Source organism: Halomonas sp. SIMBA_159, assembly GCF_046536035.1.
GTDB lineage: Bacteria > Pseudomonadota > Gammaproteobacteria > Pseudomonadales > Halomonadaceae > Vreelandella > Vreelandella venusta_A.
On record NZ_JAWJBT010001321.1, the window covers coordinates 1 to 245 of the forward strand.

Annotated in this window: 1 protein-coding gene; it reads left to right on the forward strand. The window is 65.3% G+C overall.

Going from position 1 to position 245, the window contains the following annotated elements:
- On the forward strand, window positions 1-245 hold a 245-nt coding region (locus R0J87_RS23545), incomplete at both ends, for a hypothetical protein (protein ID WP_498889405.1).

Sequence of the window (245 nt, forward strand, 5' to 3'; positions counted from 1 at the left end):
GTGATGGGCATCGACCTCGGCGGCTCGGCTTCGATGACGGCGGCGGCGTTCTATTGGCCTGAAACCGGGCGGCTAGAATGCCTCGGCACCTTCCCCAGCATGCCCAGCCTTCTTGATCGGGGCCAGGCGGACGGCGTGGCCGGCCGATACGTCGCGATGCACGAGCGCGGTGAGCTGACCGTCCTAGGCGATAAAACCGTGCCGGTTGCCCCATGGCTGGCCGAAGTCATCCGAAATGTTGAAGG